The following is a 25,046-nucleotide window of genomic DNA, read 5'->3' as shown; positions in this document are numbered from 1 at the left end:
TCAGATTATCATACCTACGCGCTAATTACTCAGTGTGCACATGGCTCGCGATGTACTGCTGTACAGTGGACAGATCATTGTCCAACACTTCCAACTTTTCATCGCGCTCAAACAGATCTGTCATATGCGCAGGCAGCTGCGGTGATTTCAGACCCGCTTTGACTACAGGCTCTGGGAATTTAACCGGATGTGCCGTAGATAGGGTTATCATCGGTACGGAACGATCGCGATTACACTCACGTGCAGCCTTAACTCCGATCGCAGTATGAGGATCGAGCAGGTATTCTGTTTCAGCGTACACCTGCTTAATCACTTCACAGGTCGTTTCATCATCGACTGCATAGCTATCAAACAGCTCACGCACCTTCTCCCAGCGAGCTGAATCAAGCTCAACGGATTCCTTCGAGAAACGTGCCATCAGATCGCTGATCTCTTCACCGTTTCGGCCATAGACATCAAACAGCATACGCTCAAAGTTAGAAGAGACCATGATATCCATTGAAGGTGAGAGTGTGTGAACCAGCTCGCCTTTAGACATATCATTGCCAGAAATAACACGGTGCAGGATATCGTTCCGGTTAGTAGCGACAACCAACTGTTTAACAGGCAAACCCATCTGCTTGGCCAGGTATCCGGCAAAGATATCCCCAAAGTTCCCTGTAGGAACAGAGAAGCTTACTTCACGGTGGGGACCACCTACCGCCAGAGACGCTGAGAAGTAGTAAACAATCTGGGACATGATACGTGCCCAGTTGATGGAGTTTACTGCACCCAGTTTCATGCCCTTCAGGAAATCCTGATTGGCAAAGCTGTCTTTAACCATCTGCTGGCAATCATCAAAGTTACCCTCAAGCGCGATATTAAACACGTTGTCTTTGATGATGGTTGTCATCTGACGACGCTGCACTTCAGAAACTCGGTTATGTGGATGCAGAATGAAGATATCCAGATGCTTGCTGTGGCAGCAACCTTCAATCGCAGCAGAACCGGTGTCACCAGAGGTTGCTCCCATGATCACCAGATGTTCACCACGCTTCTCCAAGGCATAATCCATCAGACGGCCCAGCAACTGCAGAGCGAAGTCTTTAAACGCCAGTGTAGGACCGTGGAATAGCTCAAGAACCCACTCATTAGTGCCCAGTTCTTTCAACGGGGCAACCGCGATGTGATTGAAACCAGCATAGGTTTCATCAATCATCTGCTTCAGATCAGCATCTTCGATGCAATCATCAACAAATGGTTTAATGATGTTATAAGCTAGCTCGTTATAAGGCAGGCCAGCCCAGGAAGCGATCTCCTCTTTGCTGAAAGTTGGCAGTGTTTCAGGAACATATAAGCCACCATCACTTGCCAGCCCAGCCAAGAGGACCTCTTCAAAATTCATCGCAGGAGCTTGTCCGCGGGTCGAGATATATTTCACGGTATTAACTCCTTAGCTACCAAACTGCTCAACACGGATACGTGTTACATTGCCGTTAATTTCATCCAGCGCTTCGATCTGCTCAATCGCATCGTTAACTTTCTGCTCCAGAACACTCTGCGTCAGAATGATGACAGGCACCTGCTCTTCAGAGGTTTCTTTCTGGATGATCGCTTCGATGTTGATTCCCTGCTCGCCCAGAATGCTGGTAATTTTAGCCAGTACACCCGGTTTTTCCTGAGCATTCATCCGCAGGTAGTATGCAGACTCTGTCTCTTCGACCGGAAGGATCGGCGCATCTGATAGCTCAGAAGGCTGGAATGCCAGATGAGGAACACGGTTATCACGATCCGCTGTCAGCGTACGCACGACATCAATAATGTCTGCCACAACAGAAGATGCCGTTGGCTCTGCACCCGCACCCGGACCGTAATACATAGTCTGTCCAACCGCATCGCCATCAACTAAAACGGCATTCATGACGCCGTTGACGTTAGCAATTAGAGCACTTTCCGGAATCAGTGTCGGATGAACGCGCAACTCAACACCCTTCTCAGTGCGACGGCTGATACCCAGATGCTTAATCCGGTAACCCAACTCTTCTGCATACTGAACATCTTCACGAGTGATCTTGCTGATCCCTTCAGTAAATGCCTTTTCAAACTGCAGCGGTACACCAAATGCCAGCGATGCAAGGATAGTCAGTTTATGTGCAGCATCGATCCCCTCAACATCAAATGTCGGGTCCGCTTCGGCATAACCTAATTCCTGTGCTTCTTGCAGCACATCGTCAAAGTCACGGCCCTTATCACGCATCTCTGTCATGATGAAGTTACCGGTACCGTTGATGATCCCCGCAAGCCAGTTAATCTTATTGGCAGACAGACCTTCCCGGATCGCCTTGATGATTGGGATACCACCCGCAACAGATGCCTCAAATGCAACCATTACATTCTTCTTCTGCGCCGCTTCAAAGATCTCATTTCCGTGAACAGCGATCAAAGCTTTGTTAGCGGTCACAACATGTTTACCATGCTCAATTGCCGTCAACACAAGCTCTTTAGCAATGTCATAACCACCGATCAGTTCAACAACAACATCTACTTCCGGGTTTTTGGCAACCTCGAAAATATCTTCGGTAATCTGGGTTCCTTTGGTATCACAATCAGGATTTGTACGACGCGCACCAACCTCTTCCACAATAATCTTACGACCCGCTCGACGAGCGATCTCTTCGGCATTGCGCTTCAGCACATTAAATGTGCCACCACCGACTGTACCTAGTCCGCAGATACCAACTTTGACCGGTTTCAAACCTGCACCTCTCATGCTGTTGAACGTAGGAAACATCACAACGCGCCCTTTTTGGGGTAAATGCTGCGATCTACAAAAAATAAGGCGGCTATTATAGCCAAATCCTTCCCATAGCTCTATCTCTGAGCAGTTCAGATTACACAAATAAAAAAGGAGCCATCAGGCTCCTTTAATAAACGCTTTCAATCCACCTACTTAATACCCAGCATTTTCCCAAGTTGCGCTGCTGGTACATAGCCTGGCAACAGGCGACCATCTTCCAGCACCATAGCAGGCGTCCCCGTAACCCCCATCACCTGCCCAAGTGCCAGCTGATCCATCACAGGATTTTCACAGCTTTTAGCTTCTGGGTTACCACCACTTTTAGCAACATCCATCGCCTCACGGCGTTTATCATCACCCTCAGCACACCAGATCGAGACCATGTTTTTGTATGTTGCGGTACCAGCACCATTACGCGGGAACGCCAGGTAGTTAACCTGAACGCCCATTTTTGTTAATGCTGGCACTTCATCGTGTAGCTTCCGGCAATAGGGACAGTCGATATCAGTAAAGATATTAACCGTCGCTTTCAACTCGCCCTCAGCGGGATATATCACCATCTGCTCTTCAGGGATTGCCGCAATCTGCTCTTTCCTTTGCGCACTCTGTTTCTTCTCTGTCAGATTGACGAAACCATCCTTGTCGGTGAATTGGTATAACTTACCGATTAGGAAGTACTCACCTTTACTATCTGAATACACCACCTCTCCACTCTGCAATTCAACCTCATGCATACCTGAGATAGGAGCATCTCCGATCGATTTAACCTGAATACGCGCATCTATCTTCTTCAGGTTTTTCTCGATCATGTCAGCGCCATTATCCGCCTGAACAACTGTCGTAAAACCCGCTGCGATCATCAAAGCAGCACCCATAATTTTTTTCATCATAATCCTCAGAATAGTTCAGCCCGGCATGGCTCCAGTATACAAGATGACAAGCAGTGTTGATCAAAGTTCCCTGATAATCTGATCATCCTCGCGGATGGTGCTCCTGATGCAAGCTTTGTAAACGCTGTTTTGCCACATGCGTATAGATTTGTGTTGTAGAAAGATCGCTGTGCCCCAAAAGCATCTGCACGACCCTAAGATCAGCACCATGGTTTAACAGATGGGTGGCAAAAGCATGGCGCAACACATGAGGCGACAATGGTTTATCAATGCCCGCAACCAGCGCATGCCTTTTTATACGATGCCAGAAGGTCTGCCGCGTCATCTGCTGTCCCCTTCGACTGGGAAAAAGCACATCAGACACATAACCACACAACAGCTCAGAGCGGGCTTCAACCAGATAACGCTGCAACCAACTGATGGCTTCCTCACCCAAAGGAACAAGCCTCTCCTTACCGCCTTTACCCATCACTCTTATGACACCCTGATTGAGATTCATCTCAAACAGTTGCAAACTAACCAGCTCAGTAACGCGAAGACCTGTTGCGTACAGCACCTCAAGCATCGCTCGATCCCTGAACTGGACCGGATCGCTCAATTCCGGCGCTTCCAGCAATTGTTCCACATCTGCTTCTGTCAACGTTTTAGGAAGGCTCCTTCCTTTTTTAGGACTGTCAATCAGAAGAGTCGGGTCATCACTGATAACCTCTTCACGCAGCAGGTACCGGTAGAAACCTCGTAAGCAGGAGAGCAGGCGTGAAGTTGAGCTGGCGCGCAGCCTCTCTTTCACTCGCCAGGCAAGATACTGCTGCAATAATCCTCGTTCGAGTCCCTTGAGATCAGCTCCACGTTGACACAACCACCCAGCGAACTGCGTCAAGTCGCGCCGATAGGAGGAAAGGGTATTGTCGCTTAACCCTTTCTCCATCCAAACCGCATCAAGGTAGGTGTCAATGAGTTGCAGATCGCGGCTATCCAGAGGCTTTCGTGTACGATCTCGGGCCAAAGTCCCGCTCCGCAGCAATCAAAGACGGCTCAACGATAAAGTTGAGCGGTCTCAATTTTCTTTGTAGATATTGGGTATGTCGCGGTACCGCGACCATCAACCAGACGATGCTCAACTGTAATGACAGAGCTGGAGGCGCCGATCAATTTACCCTCAATTTTACGTCCAAAATAGGTATGTATCACTACCGGCTCTCCCAGATGATGCTTGAGCTCAGAGAGTGAAACCGGCTTGAAGGATTTAGGGGCGGGTCTGGGTTTAGGGTTAGGGAAATAGGTACGCCCTAACGCTTTCTGTTCTTCAGGAATCTGTACCTCCTCCTGCGAGTCAGCCAGATTTTTTTCGCTCTCCGCAGAGGACTCTGTCGCATCCATTGATGACGAGGATTGTACCGCAGCTATCTCTGTGTGAGCATTTGGATCGGGTTGTTCCCAGGAGATACCATCCAGAAATACTGGCTTACCATTGAACTCTACGTAGGGAGTCAGGGCATCAATAAGATCTGATGGTTTTTCAACTAGCATCATTGACTGCATTCCAAAACCCTGAGGAATATCCACTCTCAGATAGAGCGACCCACCCGGTTTATTCAGGCCATCAAACCCAGTCAGAATCGAATCAGGTATGGTCCAGCCATCCCCTTTCAGCTTCTGAGCAAGAAGAAGTTTATACTTCTCCCGGTACTGCTCAACGGTTTCCTCGTTTCCTTTCGCACAGAAACGGTTGCGGCGAACATTATAACCTTTGTCTTTAAAACGGGTTTCGACTTTGCGCAGCTCCGGCTGAGCAAACATAACTGTCTGGGCATTCAGGGTATCGCTGGCGACTTTCACGACAAACGAGAGACTCATGTCAGCAATCTGACCCGTTTTACTCTGCATATCGAAATAGAGTTGCCGCTCTTGTGAGTCAAATCCGTACTGCAAGGAGATATCACTGCTGATTGTGCTGTATCCCATCTTGCGCAGGTCGGCAACACTGAAGTACTTACGCTCACCACAACCCAACGCATCATAGCTCTGACCTGCCTGGTGCTGCATATCGGTGGCCATATTCGCCCACTGCTTCATATAACCGCTATTAAGATCAACACTCAAACCGGTCATTGCAAGGTTGAAGGACTCAGGAAATTCTCCGCTGTTCAGCTTCTCTTCCAGATCAAGCAGGAATCCCCAGGAGGGTGCTTTCAGTATGGCCGCATCGATACCAATCTCTCCATCCATCCCTGAAGGAGTAAAACTGACACCTTTCAGCCCTACTTCAGTATCCGGAAGATTGATATGCACTTGCTGGTACTTCATCTCCGCGAATGGGGCGATATCTGTAGCAAACTGATCAGCGGCAGTGGACACCTTCCACCAGATAAAACCGTAGGCTCCCCCGACAACCAGTGCTGGTATTAAGATAACAACAAAGACTACGGATAAAATTTTGATTATCTTCTTCTGCATAAGCGTCCCGCCGACTCTCCCTATTTCCCGGAAGCAAACCTTTATTTGAACTATTATGGTCGTGAAATACGTAATCTGTCCAACCCTTTATCCCCAAGAGCCAACCCGTATCCCTTCAGACACAAAAAAAGCGGCATAAATGCCGCTTTTTTGGAAAAGAGTCGTTGGGATTACGCCAACTTCTCTTTGATACGTGCAGACTTACCACTACGTTCACGCAGGTAGTAAAGCTTAGCCTGGCGAACATCACCACGGCGCTTAACTTCAATGCTGTCAACAGTTGTGCTGAAAGTCTGGAATGTACGCTCAACACCCACACCGTGAGAGATTTTACGTACAGTGAAAGCAGAGTTAACACCACGGTTACGTTTACCCAGCACTACGCCTTCGAACGCCTGTAGACGTGTACGGTTGCCTTCAGTTACTTTTACCTGAACTACAACAGTATCACCTGGTGCAAATTCTGGTACTTCTTTGTTCATCTGTTCAGCTTCAAGCTGCTGAATAATTAGGTTCTTGCCGCTCATCGCTTGCTCCTAAACATTCAACCTTCGGACCCTTGGGTCTCCCGGATAAAATCGGTTAACAATGACTTCTGCTCAGCATCCAACTCAAGAGATTCCAGCAGGTCAGGCCGGCGTAGCCAGGTTCTTCCTAACTGTTGCTTCAGACGCCAGCGTCTGATCTCTTTATGGTTACCGCTTAGCAACACATCAGGTACCTGCATATCTTCGAACTGTTCCGGTCTGGTGTAGTGCGGGCAGTCCAGCAAACCATCATGAAAAGAATCCTCTGTGGCTGAGTCCTGATGTCCGAGAACACCTGGAACTAAACGGGAAACTGCGTCAATCATAGTCATGGCAGGTAACTCCCCACCACTGAGGACGAAATCCCCAAGCGACCACTCTTCATCAATTTCAGTTTCTATCAGGCGTTCATCAATACCTTCATAACGCCCTGCCACCAGAATCAACTTCTTACGCGAAGCCAGTTCCTGCACCCCCTCATGGTTTATACGACGTCCCTGAGGGGAGAGATAAATAACTTTCACCTCGTCGCCCGCAGCTTCTTTTGCCGCATGGATGGCATCACGCAGTGGCTGAACTTTCATCAGCATGCCGGGACCACCCCCATAAGGTCGATCATCTACAGTTTTATGTTTGTCGTGCGCGAAATCACGAGGACTCCAGCACTCCATCTGTATCAGACCATTTTTAACAGCTCTGCCTGTAACGCCATAGCAACGAATTGCATCAAACATTTCAGGAAAGAGTGTTACTACACCGAACCACATGGTTCAGAACTCCGGGTCCCAATCGACCCGTATGGTACCTGTTTCCAAGTCAATCTTTTTAATCACCTGATCGGGCAGGTAAGGCAACAGACGCTCTTTCTGATCAATACTGTCTGCCGTTCCCTTCACAACCAACACATCGTTTGCGCCGGTTTCCAACAGGTGGCTCACCTTGCCCAACAACTGGTCGGACTCGGTATAAACTAATAGGTTCTGCAACTGATTCCAGTAATACTCACCCTCATCCAGTTCAGGAAGCTGGTCAGCATCTGCCACGATCTCAAAGCCACAATATGTTTGGGCCAGATCACGATCATTTACACCGGAAAGCTTTGCTATCAGGCCTTTACCGTGACGTTTGCCGGTCTCTACCTCAACAGGTTTGAAAGAACCGTTCATTTTCAGACGCCATGGCGAATAGTTGAAGATATTTTCTATCGGGTCAGTATAAGAGTAGATTTTCACCCAACCTTTGACCCCATAGACCGCAGTAATTTTGCCGAGAATCATATCTCTGTTTTCTGACTTACTGCTCATCTGCAACCCTGATTAAAACCTTAAATTACTCTGCAGCTTTCGCTTCTTTTACCAGCTTAGCAACACGCTCAGACAGCTGTGCGCCTTTACCCTGCCAGTATTCGATACGATCCAGAGCTACACGCAGACGCTCTTCCTGACCACGTGCTGTAGGGTTGAAGAAGCCAACACGCTCAATAAAACGGCTATCACGCGCATTACGCGAGTCCGCTACTGAGATGTGATAGAAAGGACGCTTTTTGGCGCCACCACGAGACAAACGAATTATTACCATGCGTTAGACCCTTTTTATTGAGCGGGTTTTGATATCGCCCACTGTTTGATTACCCCGTCTGTTTTTCAGGCAGACCGGACCGTTAAAAATCAGGGCGGCAATTCTACGTGAATTTGCCGCCCTGATAAAGTCTTTTGTTCACTTATCGAACAGAGAAATTACATCTTTGGAAAACCACCTGGGCCGCCCATACCACCCATACCGCCAGGGCCACCTCCCATTCCCGGAGGTAACATCCCTTTCATGCCACGCATCATCTTAGTCATGCCGCCTTTGCCGCTGAATTTTTTCATCATCTTCGACATCTGCTTATGCTGTTTTAACAAGCGATTAACATCCTGTATCTGTGTCCCTGATCCCATCGCGATACGCTTTTTTCGTGAACCAGAGATAATCTCAGGCTTGCGACGTTCCAACGGTGTCATCGAATTGATGATCGCTTCCATCTGATGCATCCCTTTCTCTGCATTAGCCGCATCAGCCGCCTGAGCCAATTGTCCCATTCCAGGCAGTTTGTCGAGCATGCCCATCATGCCCCCCATATTTTTCATCTGGGAGATCTGCTCACGGAAGTCTTCAAGATCAAAACCTTTACCTTTTTTGATCTTCTTGGCGAATTTCTCCGCTTTGGCTTTATCAAGCTTTTGCTCTGCTTCCTCTATCAGGGAGAGCACATCACCCATACCCAGGATACGGGAGGCAATACGATCCGGATGGAACGGTTCTAAGGCATCAACTTTCTCGCCAACACCCAGGAACTTAATCGGTTTACCCGTGATCTGGCGGACAGAAAGTGCTGCACCACCACGGGCATCACCGTCTGTTTTGGTCAGTACGACACCGGTTAAAGGAAGCACTTCATTAAATGCGCGAGCGGTGTTTGCCGCATCCTGACCGGTCATTGCGTCAACGACAAATAACGTCTCAATCGGGTTTACAGCCGCATGAAGGCGTTTAATCTCGCCCATCATATTTTCATCGACATGCAGACGACCGGCAGTATCGACCAAAACTACATCATGATGCTGAATGCGAGCATGCGCGATAGCTGCATTCGCAATATCTACCGGATCCTGATCGGCGGTAGATGGGAAGAAATCGACCTGAACTTCACCCGCCAGAGTTTCCAACTGTTTGATCGCAGCAGGACGATAAACATCCGCAGAAACAACCAGAACTTTCTTCTTCTCACGCTCACGCAGGTGGCGACCCAGTTTAGCTACAGAGGTTGTTTTACCCGCCCCCTGCAGACCTGCCATCAGAACAACTGCAGGAGGAGATGTAGCCAGGTTCAGCTGCTCATTTGCCTCCCCCATCACCTTGATCATCTCTTCATTGACTATCTTTACAAAGACCTGACCCGGAGTCAGGCTTTTAGTGACTTCTGCACCAACCGCACGCTCTTTAACGCCATTAACAAACTCTTTAACAACGGGCAGCGCCACGTCTGCTTCCAGCAGCGCCATACGCACTTCACGCAATGTCCCCTTGATATTCTCTTCGGTCAGTTTTGCCTGTCCGGTAACGGAGCGGAGCGTATGCGTAAGTCGTTCTGTTAAATTCTCAAACATGTCCTGCCTCAAACCCCCCGGCGTTAACTGTTTACGGCAGTGATGTGCGGGGAAATGGATAAACTGGGAATACGAATCGCAGCATTATACCGTACTCAGGGTATGCATAGCAGCCCCCCACTCTATATAGGAGGATTGCATCGCTTTTATCCGTTCTCTTTCTATGACAAACTAACGCTCCACCCTGTAAACACTGTTCTACCGGAACACTGGACAGAAGAGACGACGATGTTAAACATTTCCACCCTTGTTGCAGTTTTGCTTTATTCCACTGCAGGTTTTCTGCAATGGCAGGTGATGCGGGGTGATCGTAAACAATCCAGAACGATAAATCAGAGCCTTGGGCTTGCTGGCCTGGTTGCACACACATTTGCTATCTATCTGATTTTGCATCAACCCTCTGGCATTAACCTCAGTCTTTTCAGTGCAGGTTCTTTGATCTCCTGGCTGGTCGCTGGCCTGGTTCTTTTGAGTAGCCTGCGCCAGAGCGTAGACAATCTGTTCATTGGCGTCTTCCCCCTGGCTGCAGTTACCGCTTTAGCTGCTTTAGTCACTGGGGTAAGTGATGGCAAAGCCTATGATGCGGGCCTAATCGCCCATATCCTTCTCTCCATTCTGGCATACAGCATTTTTACCATCGCGGCATTACAAGCGATCCTTTTATCCCGACAAGTCTCTGCCCTAAAGCATCATCATACCCGTGGACTGGTTTCCTCCCTCCCTCCGTTACAAACAATGGAGCGGTTACTGTTTGAGATGGTATGGACCGGGTTGATTCTACTGTCAGCTTCGTTGATTACCGGGTTTATCGTTTTTGATGACCTGTTCGCACAGCACCTGGTACACAAAACCGTGCTTTCTATCGTGGCATGGTGCCTCTATGCCACTCTGCTCTTTGGGCGCATCAGTTTTGGCTGGCGTAGTAATACAGCAGTGCGCTGGACAATTGCCAGCTTCATTACTCTGGCACTGGGTTTCTTCGGTAGCAAAATGGTCATTGAGTGGTTTGTATAGCCCTTCAATGACTTAATACTTTGATACGTCTTGACAGTGTTGAAGCCAAATTTAAAAATGTCACTCCATTCATAATATAGGCATACAGTCTTGGAAGACGCGTCGATAGGTTTTCTCTTAGGGGTTCTCTGCTTCCTGATCTTTTGTTCCGCATTTTTCTCCAGCTCTGAAACCGGCATGATGTCGCTTAACCGCTATCGGTTAAAACATCTGGTCAAAAAGAAGCATCGCGGTGCCCGTAAAGCCAGCAAGCTGCTGGAGCGCCCTGATCGTTTGATCGGCGTTATTCTGATCGGTAACAACTTTGTCAATATTCTCGCTTCTGCAATAGCGACTGTTGTTGCAGTCAGACTCTGGGGTGATGCAGGTATTGCGATTGCCACGGCAATGCTGACGGTCGTCATTCTGATATTCGCCGAAGTCTCACCCAAAACCATGGCGGCTCTCCACCCTGAGAAAATTGCGTTCCCCGCAGCGTATATCCTGGCCCCCTTACTCAAACTGATCTATCCGATCGTATGGATCATTAATGGTATTACCAATACATTCCTACGCCTCTTCGGAGTCAATGTGACCGGGGACAATAACCACCATCTCAGCACAGAAGAGCTTCGTACGTTAGTACATGAAGCAGGCGCATTACTCCCCCAGAACAACCAAAATATGCTACTGGGGGTTCTGGAACTGTCAGAGGTGACGGTCAACGATATCATGATCCCGCGAAATGAGGTGATCGGCATAGATCTGGATGATGATCTGGATACGATTATCGGGCAGTTAAGCCAGACAGAACACACCCGCCTTCCGGTTTTTCAGGGCGAATTGAACAAAGTCGTTGGTTTACTCCATATGCGCAACCTCGCACAGGTCTTCCACGAGGGTACAGTTACTAAGGCCGCGATTTTACAGGTTATTCGGGAGCCTTACTTTATCCCTGAAAGCACACCACTACAGACTCAGCTGCTACATTTCCAGTCCCAGAACAGACGCATCGGCCTGGTTGTCGATGAATACGGTGATATTCAGGGGATCGTAACCCTGGAAGATATTCTAGAAGAGATTGTCGGCGAACTTTCCTCGAATAACAAAGAGGAGAATCAGGATATCTACCTACAGGAAGATGGCAGCTATTTTGTCGATGGCTCCGCTTACATCCGTGATGTGAATAAAGCACTGGAGTGGGAGCTGCCAACCGATGGCCCTAAAACGATGAACGGCCTGATCACAGAAACACTGGAATCGATCCCAGATGCGAATATCTGCCTGCAGCTTGAGAACTATCGCATCGAAACCCTCCAGATCAGCGATAACGTTATCAAGACGGCGCGTATTATCGCACTACCGAAAGTTACCGAAGAGTAATGACTGTTAGAAGGGGCCACCTCAATGGCCCCGGCTCTTATCCCAACTTCACCTTCACGCTTTGGATCTTATCATCCATGCTCTGTTCACGATCGATTCGGGTGCCCAGTCGCATAGAGGTGGTAATTCTAGGGGCGCCCATCTCGTGCACAACCTCATGACAACGTTTCACCGCAGCCATTACCTCATCCCAGTCGCCCTCAACATTGGTACCATAAGCATGCATCTGATGCGTTAAGCCCGCTTCCTTCAGGACTCGCTGACACGCAGTGACATATTCAGACACTGATACACCGACCCCCAAAGGTACGATGCAGATATCGATCATTACATTCATCAAACTACCTACTTAATCAGATGGCCTTGTTCGCGCTGTTTGATCTTTTCCCAAACCTGCCGCTTATCTTCGTTAGAGTAAACGCCCCATTCAGCTATTTCGATGCCGCTCCTCTGGCAGGCGATACAGAGGTCATTTTCATCTAACGCACAAACGCCCACACAGGGATTCGGTACCGGTTTTTCTTCTGCTTTACTCATAGGATTTAGCGCTGCACCTCAAAACTCCGATTAAAGCGACGCATATTATCCACATAATGCGCCGCATTCACCCGCAACCCTGCTATTTGAGATTCACTGAGAGTTCGTTTCACTTTTGCTGGAGATCCAACCACCAGAGAGTAATCGGGAACCTCCATCCCTTCAGGCACCAGCGCATTCGCACCGATCAGGCACCCTTTACCGATACGAGCACCATTTAAAACAACTGCCCCAATGCCAATTAAAGAGCCCTCCCCAACCTCACAGCCATGTAACATCGCCATATGCCCAACCGTAACATCCCGTCCAAGGCGGAGCGTAAACCCGGGATCGGTATGGAGCACAGCCCCATCTTGAATATTTGTTCCCTCGCCAATAATAATCGGGTCATTATCCCCTCGGATAACAACATTGAACCAAACACTACTGCAGTTATGCAGCTCAACATTGCCTATGACGGTGGCATTTTCAGCAACAAAGTGCTCCTCCCCGATCAATCTGACACTTTGCCCTTCAAGGGAATAGATCATAACCACTCCTGTGAATCATTAGAGAAATGACGGATTTTATGTTCAGGTCGTGGTTTCATTGGGATACCGGCACCACACCCCTCATTCAAGAGTTCCACCAGCATGTAAGCGGTCAACCCCCAGATAATGTGCCCCTCATACTCCCAGGCCGGCACATACATATTTTTACCTTTGAAACGAATCTCATCAGTTGAATACCGCTGATCCTCAATAAAAAAGCTCAAAGGAACACTAAATACTTCATCCAGCTCACCCGGATTAGCGACCAACTCTAGGGAGCGGGGAATAACACCCACCCAGGGCGTAACCTGTAAGCCATGCTTAGATAAAACCTGTCCTAAAGGCCCGATAACGTCAACCTGATCGGGCGGTAATCCAACCTCCTCATGCGCTTCTCTCAGGGCGGTATAGAGAAGATCGGGATCAGTTGCATCATGCTTCCCACCAGGAAAAGCGATCTCACCACTGTGGGTAGAAAGCCTCGCAGATCGTTTTGTCAGAATAACCTCTGGGTCATCATGATCAGTTAATGCGATCAGCACACTGGCCTTTGGCTGGGTTGAGGGAAAACGTCGGGGTTCAAAGCTATCCAGACGCTGACGAATCGTAGTTAACATAACAATTTAATTTCTCGGCAGATAAAACCATCATACTCTGAAGTAGGCTGCTAATTTAAGCATAAGCGATACATTTTTGTTTCAGCACTTCACTCAGGCTAGAATTAACTCCCTACTACAAGGATATATCATGAACTACTGCTCCAGCTGCGCAGCCCCATTACACTTAGGGATCCCTGAAGGCGATCATCTGCCCCGCCATATCTGCGATGCATGCGGCACCATTCACTATCAGAACCCCCGCGTGATTACCGGATGCCTTCCTGTCTTTGAAGATAAGGTACTGCTGTGCAAGCGGGCGATCGAACCCAGAAAAGGTTACTGGACCCTGCCCGCAGGCTTTATGGAAAATGATGAATCAACCACAGAGGGAGCCATTCGCGAAACCATGGAGGAGGCGAATGCTCATGTGATTATCAGCCACCTGTATACGCTGACGTCGATTGTTCACGTCAATCAGGTACAGATGATCTATCTGGCCCAAATGGAGAAGCCGGAATTTGCTAAAAGCAGTGAGTCTCTGGAGGTCCGTTTATTCGAAGAGAGTGAGATCCCATGGGACCAATTGGCATTTCCAACCATCAAAAACGCTCTGAATTACTACTTTAATGATCGGAAAACAGGTGAATTCCCGCTTAGAGAGATCATATTGAAGAGTAATTAAACAATAACCCAGAGCGCAGCAACACTCTCCCAGGTAGGTATAAAGCCCGCCATCAACTTAAAATCGTGTCAGTTTGCGAAATATTTGCGATTGAAGTCTACGGCAGAGATCGGTTTTTCGTAAAGGTATCCCTGCCCCTCAATACATCCCACTGAAGCGAGGAACTGAGCCTGCTCAACGGTTTCCACGCCTTCAGCCACTGTGACCAGGCCGAAGTGACTTGCAACATCGATAATGGCAGAGGTGATTGCGGCATCATCAGGATTATTTGGAAGATCACTGATAAAAGCCCGGTCGATCTTTAGTTGATCCAGATTAAAACGTTTCAAGTAAGCCATACTGGAGTAGCCGGTACCAAAGTCATCCAACGAAAGCTGCACCCCCAGACTTTTCAGTTCAAGAAGCAACTGTAACGTTGTCTCTTCATCCTGCATCAAGGTGCTTTCGGTAATCTCCAGAACCAGAGACTCAGGTGATAACCCTGACTGTTCCAGTGCATCCTTAACTTCAACGACCAGCTCTGGACGGAACTGACGCACAGAAACATTCACTGACATTGTGAAGGGGCCCGCACACTCTGCTTTCCATTTAACCCCTTGTAGGCAGGCCTGCTGGAGCACCCAGCTGCCGATCGGCAGAATTAGCCCCGTATCTTCAGCCAGAGGGATAAATCGGTTTGGAGCAATAGTCCCCTCAACCGGATGCTGCCAGCGAATCAGCGCCTCGCACCCCACCAACCTTTGAGTTTTCAGGCAGAGCTGTGGCTGGAAGAACAGTTCAAACTCCTGATTCTCGACCGCCTTTCGTAGTGACAATTCAGTTTTTAATCGTTCAGAGGCATGCTGATTCATCTCAGCCGTATAAAATTGATAGTTATTACGACCCTGAGACTTTGCAAAGTGTACTGCTGCATCGGCATTACGGAGCAGTTTATCGAAGGTCTGGCCATCGTCCGGATATACTGAGATACCGACACTTGGAGTAATCATCAGGTGTCCGTCGCTTTCCAACGGTAATGCTACCTGTTTCAAAATGGTATCAGCCAGATTAGCAACCTGTTCAAGCTTGGTCAGATCAGGCATCAGCACCATAAACTCATCACCACCCAGACGGCTCACTGTGCACTCGTCTGACACCATCTCCTGAACCCGCTGAGCAACCTTCTGGAGGATCTCATCACCAAAACTATGACCCAGACTGTCATTGATATGCTTGAAATGATCAAGATCGACATAGAGCAACGCAAAATTCTCTCCCGGCTTGCTCAGGGCGATGGTTTGCTCAACGCGATAACCCAGAAGCCGGCGGTTTGGCAGATTGGTCAGAGGATCAAAGTCAGAGAGGTAGCGAAGCTTCTCCTCCACCTGCTTACGTTCAGTGAGATCAGTGATTGAGGCGATATAGTTTTGCACCATCCCCTGCTCATCCAGGGACGCACGAATCGACAGCCACTGAGGGAAAACTTCACCATTCTTTCTTCGGTTCCAGATCTCACCAGCCCAACCACCATGAGTATTGATCGACTGCCACATATTTCGATAAAACAGCTCATCATGACGTCCGGATTGAAGGAATCTTGGGTTACGCCCTAACACCTCGTCTTTGGAATACCCGGAAATCTCGGTAAAAGCATCATTAACAGTGAGCAAACGACCGTTTTCCCCAGAGACCATAATCCCCTCCAGCGCATTATCAAATACTCTGGAAGCCAGCTGTAGGGCCCGCTGTTTGCTTTCGATCTCATCGTTATACTGGGAAAATCGGCGGTTAACCCAACCTCCAAATAACATACTTAGACCAATCGTCACCAAGGCGGCCAATATCAGAAAGATATAGATCTGAGTTCGATCTTCCCTCATTGCCCGCTCTAACATCACCTGCTGAGAAGCCCGTACCCCTTTGATATCTTCAGGATAAAAGCCGGCTACCAGCGTCCAATTCAGCCCAGGGACGGTATCCACTAATGATATTTTCGGGAAGGGGCCCTCTCCATTTGGAAAGTACCAGTCATACTCAATATACCCACCACCGTTCTCTGCAGCGGTAAATATTCGCTCTAACGCGATCGTTTCCAAACTTTCCTGACTATCGGTCAGTACCTGCCCGTTATGCGAACTTATCCCAGGGGAAGATAGCAGCCGACCATCCGCATCAAAGATAGCCAGATAACCATGATCACCAAATTTAATCGCTTTCAGACGGTTTAATGCCTGCGCTTTCAGGTCATTCTCAATTTGATACAGATAATCACCCGCACCGATCAACCAGTTGTAGGGTGCAAATGTTTTAACAAATGCGATCTTATCCGCCATATTCTGCTTATCGTTAGGGGGGTACCAACGATAACTGGAAAAGCCCTCTTGCTGTGGGTTTTGAACCGCCTTGAGCAACCCGCGCATTATATAATGACCGGTGTCATCCTGATTATCGTACAGAGAACGCCCTTCAACATGGGGGAGCGTCGGTAGTAATATGCAAACGCCCTTATCATCATCGATAAAGATATACCCCCGGCCATTAAAGAAACGGATATTCCGCAAAGACTCTCTGATCAACTCTTTTATTTCTGCATCCGGGCGCTTCCCACGCTCACTCTTATAGATGGTTTCAGCGATCGTATGTGCTTTCATCACTTCCGCCCGGGATTGCTCTTTAAGAACATTCTCTGCCTGCGAAACCATATAGGTGATGTAATCTTTTGAACTCTGAATCTCTGAAGCCAGTCGCGCCTTACCGCGCTCAATAAACTCAAGTTCAAGCGCTGCCAGGCGCTCTTCACTATCTTTCTGGTTTTTATAGAGGAAATGGGTAGCCACAGACGCGAGCAGGAGCACAGTGATAGCCACTGTACCGAGCACTAAAAAACGCGGTAACGTTTTTACATTTGTCTGAGTCATAAGACGGGGAGGTTCTTTGAAATAACCAGGCGGGTTGAAGAGGCTTCTTGTCTACTACTACGCCGCGCACTTTAAGCATACTTCCTGCACGCACTGTTAACCCGGCACGATCAACCGGGCTAATGAGAAACTTTAGCAGATGCTAATCCAGTTACCGACCATATAACCGGTCAAAAACATGACTCAGATCAACTTTTAGGTATTAAAGGGAGAGAGAACGTATCTCTTCGAGGTAACGACGATAATCCGGACTATCACTGCGACTGTAATTCAGGTTTTTAAATAACCCTGTCAGTTTGACAAAGTAATCCCTGACTTCAGCTTTATCCTTCAATTCAGGATAGGTCAGTAAACTCTCTCGTAAGAGATTAAACACCTCCTTTTGCCGCTTCAGGGGTACCGAGATATCCACATCATCAAACGCATCCTGTTGCAGGTAGACCTGATCAAGAGAGACCGATTGGTGATAGAGGATAAAGTCCTGCAGAGTCACCCCCTCCTCACCTGTAACCTGCATCATCTGCTGCACCGATTCACCACGTTCCAATAACTGCTGCATCTCCCTAACCTTATCGGTCCAGTCATCTCCCATATGTTCCTGATACCAACCCTCCAACTGATCAAGATAGCGCGACCATGAGATAAGTGGATCAACCGCCGGATAAGCGCGTTTGTAAGCCCGTTCTGCACTCAACCCCAGAAACGCCTTAACTGTTCTCAATGTGGACTGCGTCACAGGCTCCTCAAAATTCCCCCCTGCCGGGGAGACCGTTCCAATCAGAGTGAGGCTTCCAACGACATCGGCATTGTTGCGAACCATACCTGCTCTTTCATACAACGCTCGCACAGCCGAGTCGAGGTAGGCCGGAAAGGCCTCTTCACCGGGAATCTCTTCCAAACGTCCTGAGGTTTCTCGCATCGCCTGGGCCCAGCGCGATGTCGAATCAGCGATAAGTAATACGTTATAGCCCATCTGCCGATAGTATTCGGAGATCGTGATACCGGTATAGATCGACGCTTCACGTGCAGCAACTGGCATCGAGGAGGTGTTACAGATAATCACGGTCCGATCCATCAACGAACCACCTTTAGGATCAGACATATTTGGAAACTCAGTAATTGTTTCCACCACTTCGCCAGCACGCTCACCGCAAGCGACAATGACCACAATATCCACATCAGAGAAGCGTGAAATCAGGCTTTGCAGCACCGTTTTACCCGCACCGAAAGGACCCGGAATACACGCCGTACCACCCCGGGCAACAGGGAAAAAGGTATCGATCAGACGGATCGATGTCAGCAGAGGTTCATTGGGGTACTCACGTTTGCTCAGTCCCGCCTTAAGTAAAGGCTCACTTACGGGCACTCTCACCGGCCAACGCTGCTGCATGCAGATCTCATCCTCCAAACCCGAGGAGTGTTTTACTCTGGCAACCGGCGTATCTACGGTAAAAGAGCCCTCCTGAATCCAACTGATCTCAGCTTCAGTCGACATACCAAAAGGTGCCATTATCTTGTGTTCAAAACGTCCCTCCTGAACATGTCCAATCGCATCACCTGCCTGAACATGATCCCCAACCTTCACACAGGGCTGGAATGACCAACGCTGCTGGAGATCGATACCATCCACCTCCAGTCCTCGGGGCAGAAAGAAACCGTGCTGAGAAGCGATCACCTCAAGCGGATTTTGTAATCCATCATAGACCTGCCCGAGCAACCCAGGTCCCAAAGAGACCGAAAGTAGATGTCCGCTTTGTCTGACGGGATCGCCAACAGCTACGCCCCGGGTATTCTCAAACACCTGTACATCAGCTTCACCATGGCGGATTCTAAGTACCTCTGCCTGTAACGCTTCCTTACGCCCATCAACACCCGTACGAATTGGACAGATAAAGACCATTTCATTCTTCAAGATCGGGTAAAAAACGCCTTCACTGTCCTGCAACAGCGAGATCGTGACGATATCATCCCTGACTGAGCTCACCCTTGCTGTAACCTGCTGTTCCACTACCTTACCCCCTGAGCTAACTGCAGCTCGAGATCTGTGCTAGCCAACAATGCCGCTACGGAATGATTAAAACGCTCCAAAGCCAACACCCCATCATGTTGAATGTACTGCTCCGCTATCCCCCAACGCAGGACAAAACATGCCAGCGTTTCAAAGGTAAAGTGGTGCTCATGCTCGGTATGTGAAAGATCACGCCAAAGCAACTGAGACAGATAGCGCTCAACCAACATTGGGTTATCTTTACTTAATAAACGCTGCAGCTCTTTCACCGGCGGATAGACATCTTCAAGCCCAAAAGCGGGTTCAAACCAATGCTTGCGAATGCGCGGAAGCCAGCGCCCCAATCCAAAGAAATGCATAGGATTTTCCAAACCAGATGAACGACTCCGCAGTGCAGCTAATAAGGTTCTGAGCTCCATCTGGTAGAGCACACATTCCCGCAATGGCTGAGATTGAACCAACTCAAGCTGAGCCTGCCATGCGCTGACCAGAGCACGATCAGTCAGTTCTTTCAAAGCTGGATCAGAGGGGTGATAGAGCGACTCCACCCGTAATAACTGTTGGCGATCCTGCTCAGAGAGCATCGTCAAGCGCTGCTCTAATGCGATTCGAGACAGCGGAAGCTGCTTACATTGATCCAGATCCGGCAACCAGGGCAGCGCTGTAATCAACGTATAGTAATCAGACACTAACGAATTACCCCTTCAATAATCGCCCTGAATCGAGGCTGCAGATGCTTTAGGAGTAACTGGGCTACTGCTTCACTGCTCAGATCCACCTCAACCTGTTCACCCCTCAATCGCACTCTAATCCCTTTGCCTTCGTACCACTCAAAATTAACACCCTCTCGCATCTGTTCAGCGGCAAGAGACTGCACAAACTGACTTAATTTACCTTCACGGTACTCTTTGGGGTTACGCCTGAGTTCATCAAGACCGATCAACTCATCAGGTAATAGCAGATCGATCTGCTCTGCATGACTGATACCATGATCACGATGTGCTTTAGAGACCAGCGCCATAATCAGGCTGCGCATAAACTCCTCATTATCCATCTGCGTTGCCACCAGCCGTTCAACCTGATCAGTAAAGGAGTGTGACAGCGTTTCCCTCACCTCGAGGTGCATATCCCGTGCGGCTATTCGCAGCGCATCTTCCCCTGCCTGTTTTAATTGAGAAGCTTCCTTACGCGCTTTCGCTACGATCATCTCCGCTTCCTGCTTCGCCTGAGAGAGAAGCCAATCCGCACGATGCTCCGCCTCTTCAACCAGCTTTTCTGCCTCATGTTGCCCTTTTTCAACCCCCTGTAGCCGGAGTTTTTCAATCAGCGCTTCAACACCTGAAGAGGCGTGGCTTTTATGGTCATCTTTCATCAACAGACACCTAGATTAAGCAGGAACACCTGCACTGATAACCAGCGCAAAGATAAAGGCAAAGACAGCAAATCCCTCTACGATCGCTGCGGGTGCCAATGACATCCCAAAGATCTCAGGCCGGATTTTGGCCACATTGATCGCAGATGCACAACAGCGCCCCTGCCAAGCGGCACTAAACAGAAGAGCCAAGCCGCATAACAGCCCGATAGCCGCCAGGCCTGGAGCATTATCAAGGGTGATCTCCCGGTTCAGTGCAAACATCACGACAATGCCGTAGATTGACTGAGAGGAGGGCATCGCCGCAATCCCGATATAACGGCCATGCCCGGTTTCCGTTTCCAGCAAGGCCCCACACGCGGCCTGCCCGGCCTGAGCGCAACCGATCATGCTTCCAATTGCGCCTAACGCCATGGGGCCATACAACCCTGCCCAACCCAGGGCTATGATCAGGTTATCCAAGGTGAAACCTCCTGTTTTGCAAACGGCTGGAAAGGGTACCCTTCATCAGCCAGACTCCAGTTATAAAATTCGATCAGATTAAGGCGCAATCCATGGATTACACCGCTGACAACCGTCAGTAAAAAATTCAGCAGATGGCCTACCAGCAATATCAGGACTTTAAAAAGCAAGCCTATAGCCGGCAGAGCTGCCGCGACATCCAGTGCCAACTGATTAAAGGTTATCGCCAACGATGCGCTGGCCAGTCCCAGGGCAAAAAGCCGCAGGTAACTCAACACATCACCAAACAGTTTTGTCACCCCCGTCAGAGCCAGCAAGCCATCCAGAAATCTACGCCCTCCCCAGTCCTGACGACCACTGGAAAAGGTTAGGACCAGTAATAAGCCAACCGCCAATAGTAACCAATGCCCTATGCCAACGCCCTGTATCCAACCTGTCAGAGCGGCAATCACACTCAGCGCCCAGCCTACCGAAGCTAATGCCTGCTGACTCCTGCGTCTAACCCAGGCCATCATCAAATTCCCCAGGATAAGATGCAGCGCACCGATACAGATCGACAACAACATCATGCTGTCGAAATCATTCAGATCGAGCATTTTTAATCTGTTCAACCATGCAAAGGGAGCATCGGCACCAAAATAGCTTCCTACGATCACACCCCAAACAAAGCCAGCGACTGCAAGCGCAACCCCCATCGAGCGTAGACGGATACCCGTTTCAGTTTGCTCCAGCCGCTGCCAGTAAAACAGTAATATAGCCGCCAGTAACAATGAGTATCCGGCATCCGACATAATCAGAGCGAAAAAGGATACAAAGGAGAAAAACACCACCCTTGAGGGATCCCAACTGCGATATCCGGGGACCTGAAAAAACTGAACGACCTCTTCACCACCAGCGACTGATCTGGGGTTCTCCAGCAAGGTGGGGGGTAACTCATCTTCCCGGACCTCCTCCAGCTGCAACACCATGGAATGCTGATCAGCAAAGCGCTGTAACTGGTCGGCATTACACTCTGCACACCACCCCTGAATGGCAAACACCTCATCCTGATCAAGGGTTTGGCTGGCTACATCAGCCAGTTGTGCCGCATCTTCTGTCCCGGCAACCGATCTCTGTAACAGGTAGATCCAACGCGTCAGCCCTTCTCGCTCTGCCTCTGCCGTTTCCAGCTCAACTTCAAGATCCTCAAGTTCACGTTTAAGTTGATCTAAAGGAACCGCTCCAGTATGCGTTCTGGTCACAGGCATCTCATTTAATGCAGGCTCATGCTCAGCGATCACTGCGATGTAGCTATGACGGTTATCGCGGTGAACCAGCTCCCAGGGCAGACTGGTTTTATCAACCTCTTTCATCTTGAAATTGGGTACCAGATAGAACCAGAAGCGCTGTCCATAAAGCTCATTTTCCTGAGGCAGAATAAAGCTCCCCCAGGGGGTCAGGTCCTTTATCCGTTTTAGGAGAAAATCATGACGCTCTACCAGAGACAGCCGTGTCGAACGATTCTTCTCAACAGCGGTAATCACGTCCTGCAGTGAAAAATGGCGTTCACTCACAACCTGTTTCCGTTTCTGCTTACAACTCAACAGGTAATGTAATGAGCCATGCAACTGCTCAGGTGAGACCCCCTCCATCGAGGTATCCCGATGCTGGGGTACACTGCGAGCAGCGCTTAAAGGGATGACATGCAAGACTCCCAGAGACTGGAGCTGATCAAGTATCGAGCCCTTATCTTCACTCAAACCGACCAGTGTGGCTTTTTTCAGGGCGAGTATACTCATAACCCACCCCGTTGGAGCGCGATCCGCGCGCGTTTGTTTTTGGCGATCTTAGCTCTGACAACACCGGCACGCTCAGCATCAGACAACGCAATACGGATTCTTCGGATATTAGCTTGAGCTTCGGGGATCAGAACCTTATCAAAAAGATTCAGGCGCTGGGTGGTTTTCTGCAGTCCCTCTTCGAGCAGGTGATACCTCTGCTGATAGATCTGTATCTCCACCTCTGCTCTGAATGCCTGCTCCAGCAACAGAATCACGGCATCAACCCAGTGAGGTAACAGCAGTCTGGAATACGTGGAAATCTCCAGCTCTAATACGGAAAGCTCAGGTAGCTCCAGCCCGACAAGGTTAATATGACGCACTTCAAGCTTACTCACCTGGAGCAGCTCATTCGGATCCAAATCATATCCGGACAGCATCGGCAGCTGTTGGCTCACCTGCTGTTGAAGTGTCTGTAACAGCTCCTGTTGCTGCCGTAATAACAAGCGAGTCTCCTGACGAGCAGCCAGCAGCTGTTTTCGCTTCAGATCCAGCGCAGGCACGAACTGACGAAACGCTTTCAGCTTACGGCCTTCGCGATTCAGCGTCGTTTTATTCAGCGCCAGTTTTGCCACACACTACCCCTTAATGTTCGAGAGTTTTTCTTGTGGAAAATATTTATCAATCAAACCCTGCTTCATGAGTAGCTCATGCGGCTGAAAACATTCAGCCAGTGTCTGCCAACACAGGTCCAGCGCCTGCTCTAATGGCATAGTGACTTGAATATTCATAAAACGCTGCCTGAATTTTTCACCGAAAGTCAGCAGACGCTCATCATATTCACTCAGTTCAAACGACATCGATTGTTTCTGTGCAGCATCCTGCGCTTCCGCGTAGAACCGCACCATAGTATTCATGATCTGGCTGTGATCCTCGCGAGTAACCTTACCGATCACATGCTGCTTTAAGCGGGAGAGTGAACCAAACGGGTCGATAACACCGTCGTGCAGATAGAACTGCCCCTCCGTTATATAGCCTGTGTTATCCGGTACCGGGTGAGTCACATCATCACCAGGCATTGTGGTCACTGATAGAATCGTCACTGAACCTGCGCCTTTATAGTCGCAGGCTTTCTCATAACGGCGTGCCAGTTGGGAGTAAAGATCTCCTATATACCCCCGATTAGAGGGTACATGTTCCATGGATATACCGATCTCTTTAAGCGCATCAGCATAGGCGGTCATATCGGTTAATAACACCAATACCCGCTTCCCCTCTTCGACCGCAAAGCGTTCAGCAACCGCAAGCGCCATATCCGGCACCAGCAAGCCTTCAACCGTTGGATCAGAGCCCTGATGCACAAACATGACAGTGCGTGCCAGTACTCCGGCCTCTTCAAAAGCCTGACGGAAGTAGTAGTAATCATCAAACACCAAGCCGATACCGCCAAATACCACCACATCAGCATCAGCATGCGTTCCGATCTGCGCCAATAGCTGGTTATAAGGTTCACCGGCTACCGAGAAGACCGGAATTTTCTGACTTTCAACCAAACAGTTGAACACATCGATCATCGGTACATCAGTGCGGATCATATGGGAAGCCAGCACTCGTCTTGCGGGATTGACCGTTGGCCCATCAATCTCAATTTTGGGTTCTTCGATCAGCGCCGGGCCCTGATCAATCGCTCGCCCGGTTCCGGAAAAAGCACGCCCCAGAATATTAGGCGAAAAGGTCACCTCCATCGAACGCCCTAAAAAGCGAACGACCGAGTGCGTTGACAGTCCCTTCGTGCCAGAAAAAACCTGCAGTGAGACCGCGTCCCGATCCAACAGAATAACCTGTGCCAGCGCGGTCGGCTGGCCACGATTCTCCTCATTTTCAATCAGCGCCAGATCACCAAAGCAAACAGGAGAAGCGCCCTCCTCTGTGAGTGGAACGTGGACTTTGACAATGTTGCCTACGATTTCAAGAATTCGGGAGTATCTTACCAACAGCTGTGTCACTTAATGCTTCCTTTTCCTGAC

25 protein-coding genes are annotated in these 25,046 nt (G+C 49.1%); 3 read left to right on the top strand and 22 right to left on the bottom strand.

Features of this window, described 5'->3' with window-relative positions; genetic code table 11:
• Window positions 1–25 precede the first annotated feature (25 nt).
• The 10 genes from thrC to ffh all read right to left on the bottom strand — a co-directional run bounded on the left by thrC (window position 26) and on the right by ffh (window position 9,799).
• Window positions 26–1,420 carry a threonine synthase gene (gene thrC / locus Q0882_RS08470; protein WP_299180131.1) on the bottom strand — a complete coding sequence of 465 codons (1,395 nt, stop codon included), beginning with the start codon at window positions 1,418–1,420 and terminating at the stop codon, window positions 26–28.
• A 12-nt stretch (window positions 1,421–1,432) separates the two neighbouring features.
• On the bottom strand, window positions 1,433–2,734 hold the full coding sequence (locus tag Q0882_RS08465) for a homoserine dehydrogenase (protein ID WP_299180489.1): 1,302 nt from the start codon (window positions 2,732–2,734) through the stop codon (window positions 1,433–1,435).
• Between the two features lie 191 nt (window positions 2,735–2,925).
• Window positions 2,926–3,666, bottom strand: coding sequence for a DsbC family protein (locus tag Q0882_RS08460; RefSeq protein ID WP_299180129.1), 741 nt, complete (start codon window positions 3,664–3,666; stop codon window positions 2,926–2,928).
• An 82-nt stretch (window positions 3,667–3,748) separates the two neighbouring features.
• The gene (gene xerD, locus Q0882_RS08455) at window positions 3,749–4,645 is read right to left on the bottom strand and encodes a site-specific tyrosine recombinase XerD (protein WP_299180487.1); all 897 of its coding nucleotides are present in this window, start codon (window positions 4,643–4,645) and stop codon (window positions 3,749–3,751) included.
• A gap of 56 nt (window positions 4,646–4,701) precedes the next feature.
• Window positions 4,702–6,123 carry a hypothetical protein gene (locus Q0882_RS08450; RefSeq protein ID WP_299180127.1) on the bottom strand — a complete coding sequence of 474 codons (1,422 nt, stop codon included), beginning with the start codon at window positions 6,121–6,123 and terminating at the stop codon, window positions 4,702–4,704.
• A 170-nt stretch (window positions 6,124–6,293) separates the two neighbouring features.
• Window positions 6,294–6,650 (bottom strand): 50S ribosomal protein L19, encoded by a 357-nt coding sequence (gene rplS, locus Q0882_RS08445; RefSeq protein ID WP_299180125.1) that lies wholly within the window; start codon window positions 6,648–6,650, stop codon window positions 6,294–6,296.
• A gap of 17 nt (window positions 6,651–6,667) precedes the next feature.
• Window positions 6,668–7,417, bottom strand: coding sequence for a tRNA (guanosine(37)-N1)-methyltransferase TrmD (trmD, locus tag Q0882_RS08440; protein ID WP_299180123.1), 750 nt, complete (start codon window positions 7,415–7,417; stop codon window positions 6,668–6,670).
• Between the two features lie 3 nt (window positions 7,418–7,420).
• Window positions 7,421–7,954, bottom strand: a complete 534-nt coding sequence (rimM, locus tag Q0882_RS08435) for a ribosome maturation factor RimM (protein WP_299180121.1) — start codon at window positions 7,952–7,954, stop codon at window positions 7,421–7,423.
• Window positions 7,955–7,979: 25 nt separating this feature from the next.
• Window positions 7,980–8,228: a 30S ribosomal protein S16 gene (rpsP, locus tag Q0882_RS08430; RefSeq protein ID WP_299180118.1), complete on the bottom strand. Its 249-nt coding sequence runs from the start codon at window positions 8,226–8,228 to the stop codon at window positions 7,980–7,982.
• 158 nt (window positions 8,229–8,386) lie between these two features.
• Window positions 8,387–9,799 (bottom strand): signal recognition particle protein, encoded by a 1,413-nt coding sequence (gene ffh / locus Q0882_RS08425; RefSeq protein WP_299180115.1) that lies wholly within the window; start codon window positions 9,797–9,799, stop codon window positions 8,387–8,389.
• Window positions 9,800–9,853: 54 nt separating this feature from the next.
• Here ffh and ccsA point away from each other — a divergent pair, with 54 nt between their 5' ends.
• Together ccsA and Q0882_RS08415 are read left to right on the top strand one after the other, a co-directional pair.
• The gene (gene ccsA / locus Q0882_RS08420; protein ID WP_299180112.1) at window positions 9,854–10,813 is read left to right on the top strand and encodes an inner membrane protein YpjD; all 960 of its coding nucleotides are present in this window, start codon (window positions 9,854–9,856) and stop codon (window positions 10,811–10,813) included.
• Between the two features lie 90 nt (window positions 10,814–10,903).
• Window positions 10,904–12,175 carry an HlyC/CorC family transporter gene (locus Q0882_RS08415; protein ID WP_299180109.1) on the top strand — a complete coding sequence of 424 codons (1,272 nt, stop codon included), beginning with the start codon at window positions 10,904–10,906 and terminating at the stop codon, window positions 12,173–12,175.
• A gap of 37 nt (window positions 12,176–12,212) precedes the next feature.
• On the opposite strand, the gene Q0882_RS08410 is transcribed toward Q0882_RS08415, so the two are convergent.
• The 4 genes from Q0882_RS08410 to Q0882_RS08395 are packed head-to-tail and all read right to left on the bottom strand — an operon-like array spanning window position 12,213 to window position 13,859.
• The gene (locus Q0882_RS08410) at window positions 12,213–12,512 is read right to left on the bottom strand and encodes an MTH1187 family thiamine-binding protein (protein ID WP_299180106.1); all 300 of its coding nucleotides are present in this window, start codon (window positions 12,510–12,512) and stop codon (window positions 12,213–12,215) included.
• Between the two features lie 8 nt (window positions 12,513–12,520).
• Window positions 12,521–12,712 carry a DUF1289 domain-containing protein gene (locus tag Q0882_RS08405; RefSeq protein WP_299180103.1) on the bottom strand — a complete coding sequence of 64 codons (192 nt, stop codon included), beginning with the start codon at window positions 12,710–12,712 and terminating at the stop codon, window positions 12,521–12,523.
• A 5-nt stretch (window positions 12,713–12,717) separates the two neighbouring features.
• Window positions 12,718–13,242 (bottom strand): gamma carbonic anhydrase family protein, encoded by a 525-nt coding sequence (locus tag Q0882_RS08400; RefSeq protein ID WP_299180100.1) that lies wholly within the window; start codon window positions 13,240–13,242, stop codon window positions 12,718–12,720.
• A complete protein-coding gene (locus Q0882_RS08395; protein ID WP_299180097.1) occupies window positions 13,239–13,859 on the bottom strand; it encodes a CoA pyrophosphatase in 621 nt (206 codons plus the stop codon). The genes Q0882_RS08400 and Q0882_RS08395 overlap by 4 nt, the downstream gene beginning before the upstream one ends.
• 130 nt (window positions 13,860–13,989) lie before the next feature.
• On the opposite strand from Q0882_RS08395, the gene Q0882_RS08390 reads away from it, so the two are divergent.
• Window positions 13,990–14,523, top strand: a complete 534-nt coding sequence (locus Q0882_RS08390; protein ID WP_299180094.1) for an NUDIX hydrolase — start codon at window positions 13,990–13,992, stop codon at window positions 14,521–14,523.
• Window positions 14,524–14,591: 68 nt separating this feature from the next.
• Here the strand turns inward: Q0882_RS08390 and Q0882_RS08385 are convergent, their stop codons facing one another.
• The 8 genes from Q0882_RS08385 to Q0882_RS08350 form a co-directional block, all read right to left on the bottom strand.
• Window positions 14,592–17,420, bottom strand: coding sequence for a cache domain-containing protein (locus tag Q0882_RS08385; RefSeq protein ID WP_299180091.1), 2,829 nt, complete (start codon window positions 17,418–17,420; stop codon window positions 14,592–14,594).
• Between the two features lie 202 nt (window positions 17,421–17,622).
• Complete coding sequence (locus tag Q0882_RS08380) at window positions 17,623–19,428, bottom strand: V-type ATP synthase subunit A (RefSeq protein ID WP_299180088.1); 1,806 nt, start codon at window positions 19,426–19,428, stop codon at window positions 17,623–17,625.
• On the bottom strand, window positions 19,428–20,117 hold the full coding sequence (locus tag Q0882_RS08375; protein ID WP_299180085.1) for a DUF2764 family protein: 690 nt from the start codon (window positions 20,115–20,117) through the stop codon (window positions 19,428–19,430). Before Q0882_RS08375 ends, Q0882_RS08380 begins: the two co-directional genes overlap by 1 nt.
• A complete protein-coding gene (locus Q0882_RS08370; protein WP_299180082.1) occupies window positions 20,117–20,800 on the bottom strand; it encodes an ATPase in 684 nt (227 codons plus the stop codon). The genes Q0882_RS08375 and Q0882_RS08370 overlap by 1 nt, the downstream gene beginning before the upstream one ends.
• Window positions 20,801–20,815: 15 nt before the next feature.
• Complete coding sequence (locus Q0882_RS08365; protein WP_299180079.1) at window positions 20,816–21,262, bottom strand: ATP synthase subunit C; 447 nt, start codon at window positions 21,260–21,262, stop codon at window positions 20,816–20,818.
• Entirely contained in the window at window positions 21,250–23,040 is a 1,791-nt protein-coding gene (locus tag Q0882_RS08360) for a V-type ATP synthase subunit I (RefSeq protein WP_299180076.1), read from the bottom strand. Before Q0882_RS08360 ends, Q0882_RS08365 begins: the two co-directional genes overlap by 13 nt.
• Window positions 23,037–23,654, bottom strand: a complete 618-nt coding sequence (locus Q0882_RS08355) for a V-type ATP synthase subunit D (protein ID WP_299180073.1) — start codon at window positions 23,652–23,654, stop codon at window positions 23,037–23,039. The genes Q0882_RS08360 and Q0882_RS08355 overlap by 4 nt, the downstream gene beginning before the upstream one ends.
• 3 nt (window positions 23,655–23,657) lie before the next feature.
• Complete coding sequence (locus tag Q0882_RS08350; RefSeq protein ID WP_299180070.1) at window positions 23,658–25,025, bottom strand: V-type ATP synthase subunit B; 1,368 nt, start codon at window positions 25,023–25,025, stop codon at window positions 23,658–23,660.
• Between the last annotated feature and the right edge of the window lie 21 nt (window positions 25,026–25,046).

This window comes from uncultured Neptuniibacter sp. (assembly GCF_947498015.1).
Lineage (GTDB): Bacteria > Pseudomonadota > Gammaproteobacteria > Pseudomonadales > Balneatricaceae > Neptuniibacter.
Note: the sequence above shows the minus strand (reverse complement) of the source record. Positions and strands in the feature narration are given on the sequence as shown.

Bases quoted from the DNA above. Each gene is read 5' to 3' on its own strand.
- Q0882_RS08460 (WP_299180129.1), bottom strand. From the start codon at position 3,666: ATGATGAAAAAAATTATGGGTGCTGCTTTGATGATCGCAGCGGGTTTT.
- Q0882_RS08450 (WP_299180127.1), bottom strand. From the start codon at position 6,123: ATGCAGAAGAAGATAATCAAAATTTTATCCGTAGTCTTTGTTGTTATC.
- rplS (WP_299180125.1), bottom strand. From the start codon at position 6,650: ATGAGCGGCAAGAACCTAATTATTCAGCAGCTTGAAGCTGAACAGATG.
- trmD (WP_299180123.1), bottom strand. From the start codon at position 7,417: ATGTGGTTCGGTGTAGTAACACTCTTTCCTGAAATGTTTGATGCAATT.
- rimM (WP_299180121.1), bottom strand. From the start codon at position 7,954: ATGAGCAGTAAGTCAGAAAACAGAGATATGATTCTCGGCAAAATTACT.
- rpsP (WP_299180118.1), bottom strand. From the start codon at position 8,228: ATGGTAATAATTCGTTTGTCTCGTGGTGGCGCCAAAAAGCGTCCTTTC.
- ffh (WP_299180115.1), bottom strand. From the start codon at position 9,799: ATGTTTGAGAATTTAACAGAACGACTTACGCATACGCTCCGCTCCGTT.
- ccsA (WP_299180112.1), top strand. From the start codon at position 9,854: ATGGATAAACTGGGAATACGAATCGCAGCATTATACCGTACTCAGGGT.
- Q0882_RS08410 (WP_299180106.1), bottom strand. From the start codon at position 12,512: ATGAATGTAATGATCGATATCTGCATCGTACCTTTGGGGGTCGGTGTA.
- Q0882_RS08405 (WP_299180103.1), bottom strand. From the start codon at position 12,712: ATGAGTAAAGCAGAAGAAAAACCGGTACCGAATCCCTGTGTGGGCGTT.
- Q0882_RS08400 (WP_299180100.1), bottom strand. From the start codon at position 13,242: ATGATCTATTCCCTTGAAGGGCAAAGTGTCAGATTGATCGGGGAGGAG.
- Q0882_RS08395 (WP_299180097.1), bottom strand. From the start codon at position 13,859: ATGTTAACTACGATTCGTCAGCGTCTGGATAGCTTTGAACCCCGACGT.
- Q0882_RS08390 (WP_299180094.1), top strand. From the start codon at position 13,990: ATGAACTACTGCTCCAGCTGCGCAGCCCCATTACACTTAGGGATCCCT.
- Q0882_RS08385 (WP_299180091.1), bottom strand. From the start codon at position 17,420: ATGACTCAGACAAATGTAAAAACGTTACCGCGTTTTTTAGTGCTCGGT.
- Q0882_RS08370 (WP_299180082.1), bottom strand. From the start codon at position 20,800: ATGAAAGATGACCATAAAAGCCACGCCTCTTCAGGTGTTGAAGCGCTG.
- Q0882_RS08360 (WP_299180076.1), bottom strand. From the start codon at position 23,040: ATGAGTATACTCGCCCTGAAAAAAGCCACACTGGTCGGTTTGAGTGAA.